Consider the following 3,632-nt stretch of genomic DNA (forward strand, 5'->3'; position numbering starts at 1 on the left):
GGGTCGCGCTGCCGCAGCGGGCGGCAGCGCGGGGGCCGTTCACTCGGCGCCGACCGCGATGCCGCGCTGCACCGCCGGGCGGGCCAGGAAACGGTCGAGATAGGCCTGCACATTGGCAAAGCCGTCCATACCGGTTTCCGCCTCGGCTTCGTAATTCACCCGCACGGTGCGCAGCCACGGCCCGACCGCCATGTCGGCGATGGAATAGGTGCCGGTGATCCAGTCGCGGCCCTGCAATTGCCGGTCGAGCACGCCCAGAAGCCGCCGCGCCTCGGCGTAATAGCGGGTGCGGGGGCGGGGATCCTCGATTTCCTTGCCCTTGTAGCGGTGGAAGAAGCCGACCTGGCCGAACATCGGCCCGACGCCGCCCATCTGCCACATCAGCCACTGGATGGTGTGATAGCGCGCCGCGCCCGAGGCGGGCAGGAACTTGCCGGTCTTGTCGCCCAGATAGATCAGCATGGCGCCGGTCTCGAAGAGGCCGATGGGCCGGCCGTCGGGCCCGTTGGGGTCGATCATCGCCGGGATCTTGTTGTTGGGATTCAGCGACAGGAATTCCGGGGTGAACTGCTCCTCGGGGTCGGAGATGCTGACGCGGTGGGCGTCGTAATCCAGCCCGCATTCCTCCAGCATGACCGAGGTCTTGATGCCGTTCGGCGTGTTCAGCGTGTAGAGCTGGATCACCTCGGGGCGCCGGGGCGGCCAGCGGCGGGTGATCGGGAAGTCGGAAAGTGCCGTCATGTCGTTTCCTGTGCTGACTATGTTGCAAGGGGTGATCGTGATATGGCAGCCTGTGCCGGAACACGCGCAACAGGCTGGAAAAGGTAAGCCCATGTTCAAGGAATTCAAGGAATTCATCGCCCGCGGCAATGTCATCGACCTGGCCGTCGGCATCATCATCGGCGCGGCCTTCACGGCCATCGTCAATTCTTTGGTCACCGATCTCATCAACCCGATCATCGGCCTGCTTGGCGGCACCGATTTCAGCAGCTGGTATTTCGTGCTGAGCGGCAACGTGCCCGAGGGCGCCAGCCTGCAGGCGGCGCGCGATTCCGGCGCTGCGGTCTTTGCCTACGGCGCCTTCCTGTCGGCGGTGATCAATTTCCTGATCATCGCCTGGGTGATCTTCCTGCTGGTCAAGGCGGTGAACCGCGTGCAAAGCGCCGCCATCCGCAAGCAGGAGGAGGCGCCTGCCCCCGCCGGCCCGACGCAGGAAGACCTGCTGATGCAGATCCGCGACGAACTGCGCGCGCAGCGCGGCTGATCGCCGGGGCCGGTGGCGGCTTGCGCCCCGGCCCTTGGTCCCTCAGCCTTCGATCATGCTGGCGGCGGCGGTCCAGCCCAGGCCCTGCGCCTCGGCCACCGGGGCCGAGGCCAGCGCGCCCTCGTGCACCGCCAGCCCGGCCAGCAGGTTCGGATCGTCGCGCAGCGCCTGCCGCCAGCCCTTGTCGGCCAAGGCCAGCACGAAGGGCAGGGTGGCGTTCCCCAGCGCCCGGGTCGAGGTGCGGGCCACCGCGCCCGGCATGTTCGCCACGCAGTAATGCATGATGCCGTCCACCTCGTAGACCGGATCCTGATGCGTGGTCGGGCGCGAGGTCTCGAAACAGCCGCCCTGGTCGATGGCCACGTCCACCAGCGCCGAGCCGGGCTTCATCAGCGAAAGCTGCGCGCGCGTGACCAGCTTGGGCGCGGCGGCGCCCGGCACCAGCACCGCGCCGATCACCATGTCGGCATCGGGCAGCAGCTCGGCGATGGCGCCCTGGGTGGCGTATTGCGTGGTCAGCCGGCCCATGAACACGTCGTCGAGATAGCTGAGCCGCGGCACCGAGCGGTCCAGAACGGTCACGTTCGCCCCCATGCCCACCGCCACCCGCGCTGCCGCCGTGCCGACGACGCCGCCGCCGATCACCATGACATTGGCCGGCCGCACGCCGGGCACGCCGCCCAAGAGCACGCCCGAGCCGCCATTGGCCTTTTGCAGCGTCCAGGCGCCGACCTGCGGGGCAAGCCGGCCCGCCACCTCGGACATCGGCGCCAGGAGCGGCAGGCCGCCGCGCGCATCGGTCACCGTCTCATAGGCGATGGCGGTGACGCCGCTGTCCAGCAGCTCGCGGGTCTGCGCCGGGTCCGGCGCCAGGTGCAGATAGGTGAACAGGATCTGGCCCTTGCACAGCATGGCGCGCTCTGCCGCCTGGGGTTCCTTGACCTTCACGATCATCCCGGCCTCGGCAAAGACGGCGGCGGCATCGGGCAGGATGCGGGCGCCGGCGTCGATGTAATCCTGGTCCGGGAAGCCGGAGCCGGTGCCCGCGCCGGCCTGGACCAGCACCTCGTGGCCGCGGGCCGTGGCCTCGCGCACCGCCTCGGGCGTCAGGCCGACGCGATATTCCTGCGGCTTGATTTCGGTCGGGCATCCGATCTTCATGGGCGTTCTCCTCTCCTCTGGCGGCATGGTGGCACGGGCGGGACGAGAATTCCTTCTTAAACTGCGCGGAAAAACCGGCTAGTTTCGAAGAATCCGCCCGTCATGGCGCCTGATGCGCAGGGATATTCAGCAATGATCGAGCTTGACGCAACGGACCGCCGCATCCTGACCGTGCTGCAACGCGACGGCCGCATGACCAATGCCGACCTGGCGGTCGAGGTCGGGCTGTCGCCCAGCGCCTGCCACCGCCGCGTGCAGCGGCTGGAGGAGGCCGGGGTGATCCGCGGCTATGTCGCGCTTCTGGACGCCCGCAAGCTGGAGCGGCCGACCACGGTCTTCGTCGAGATCACGCTGTCGGGCCAGGCCGACGAATTGCTGGAAGCCTTCGAGCGCGCGGTGCGCAAGATTCCCGACGTTCTGGAATGCCACTTGATGGCGGGCTCGGCCGACTACCTGCTGAAGGTGGTGGCGCAGGATACCGACGATTTCGCCCGCATCCACCGGCAGTCGCTGGCCAAGCTGCCGGGGGTGCAGCAGATGCATTCGTCCTTCTCGCTGCGCACGGTGGCGCAGACCACGGCGCTGCCCGTTTGAAATGAAAAACCCCCGCGAAAGCGGGGGTTTTCCTGAAACGAACGTGTCGCTCGTCTTACAGCGCGCCTTCGCGTTGCGCTTTCTTGCGCGCCAGCTTGCGGGCGCGGCGGACGGCCTCGGCCTTTTCACGGGCCTTCTTGACCGAGGGTTTCTCGAAATGCTGCTTGAGCTTCATTTCCCGAAACACCCCTTCGCGCTGAAGTTTCTTCTTCAGAGCACGAAGCGCCTGTTCGACGTTGTTGTCGCGAACACTTACCTGCATGTGGTTGTCACCACCTTCCTAGGTTAGAGTTGAGCAGATTTGCAGGACGCGGCCTTCTAGCAGGGCGAATCGGCTTTGTCCAGATTTTCCCGGCCGATGATCGTTCGGGCCCGCGCCTGCAGCAAGGAGGAACGAGCCATGACGGATGCCATGACGGAGGAAAGGGAGCGGTTGGTCGAAGCCGCCCTGTCGCATGTCGTCTTCGAGGGCATGGGCGACAAGGCCATCGCCGCCGGCGCCCGCGACATCGGCATGGACCCGGCGCTGGCCCGGGTCTGGCTGCCGCGCGGCGGCGCCGACCTGGCCGCCGCCTATCACCGCCGGGGCGACGCGGCGCTGCGGGCCCGGCTG

At 67.6% G+C, this 3,632-nt stretch carries 5 protein-coding genes and 1 pseudogene; 3 read left to right on the plus strand and 3 right to left on the minus strand.

Going from position 1 to position 3,632, the window contains the following annotated elements; genetic code table 11:
- Nucleotides 1–39: 39 nt before the first annotated feature.
- Nucleotides 40–741, minus strand: a complete 702-nt coding sequence (locus tag I9P22_RS23605; RefSeq protein WP_199262617.1) for a glutathione S-transferase C-terminal domain-containing protein — start codon at nucleotides 739–741, stop codon at nucleotides 40–42.
- 91 nt (nucleotides 742–832) lie between these two features.
- Here I9P22_RS23605 and mscL point away from each other — a divergent pair, with 91 nt between their 5' ends.
- On the plus strand, nucleotides 833–1,264 hold the full coding sequence (gene mscL, locus I9P22_RS23610; protein WP_199262620.1) for a large conductance mechanosensitive channel protein MscL: 432 nt from the start codon (nucleotides 833–835) through the stop codon (nucleotides 1,262–1,264).
- 42 nt (nucleotides 1,265–1,306) lie between these two features.
- Here mscL and ald read toward each other — a convergent pair whose 3' ends face one another.
- A complete protein-coding gene (gene ald / locus I9P22_RS23615) occupies nucleotides 1,307–2,425 on the minus strand; it encodes an alanine dehydrogenase (protein ID WP_199262621.1) in 1,119 nt (372 codons plus the stop codon).
- Between the two features lie 135 nt (nucleotides 2,426–2,560).
- On the opposite strand from ald, the gene I9P22_RS23620 reads away from it, so the two are divergent.
- The gene (locus tag I9P22_RS23620; protein WP_199262622.1) at nucleotides 2,561–3,019 is read left to right on the plus strand and encodes an Lrp/AsnC family transcriptional regulator; all 459 of its coding nucleotides are present in this window, start codon (nucleotides 2,561–2,563) and stop codon (nucleotides 3,017–3,019) included.
- Nucleotides 3,020–3,074: 55 nt separating this feature from the next.
- Here I9P22_RS23620 and rpsU read toward each other — a convergent pair whose 3' ends face one another.
- Nucleotides 3,075–3,281 (minus strand): 30S ribosomal protein S21, encoded by a 207-nt coding sequence (gene rpsU / locus I9P22_RS23625; RefSeq protein WP_011748553.1) that lies wholly within the window; start codon nucleotides 3,279–3,281, stop codon nucleotides 3,075–3,077.
- A gap of 138 nt (nucleotides 3,282–3,419) precedes the next feature.
- Here rpsU and I9P22_RS23630 point away from each other — a divergent pair.
- Nucleotides 3,420–3,632, plus strand: a pseudogene (locus tag I9P22_RS23630) (COQ9 family protein); the annotation flags it as partial.

Source organism: Paracoccus binzhouensis (assembly GCF_016446475.1).
Taxonomy (GTDB): domain Bacteria; phylum Pseudomonadota; class Alphaproteobacteria; order Rhodobacterales; family Rhodobacteraceae; genus Paracoccus; species Paracoccus binzhouensis.

Coding starts and splice junctions, on each gene's coding strand:
- I9P22_RS23605 (WP_199262617.1), bottom strand. CDS start 741: ATGACGGCACTTTCCGACTTCCCGATCACCCGCCGCTGGCCGCCCCGG.
- mscL (WP_199262620.1), top strand. CDS start 833: ATGTTCAAGGAATTCAAGGAATTCATCGCCCGCGGCAATGTCATCGAC.
- ald (WP_199262621.1), bottom strand. CDS start 2,425: ATGAAGATCGGATGCCCGACCGAAATCAAGCCGCAGGAATATCGCGTC.
- rpsU (WP_011748553.1), bottom strand. CDS start 3,281: ATGCAGGTAAGTGTTCGCGACAACAACGTCGAACAGGCGCTTCGTGCT.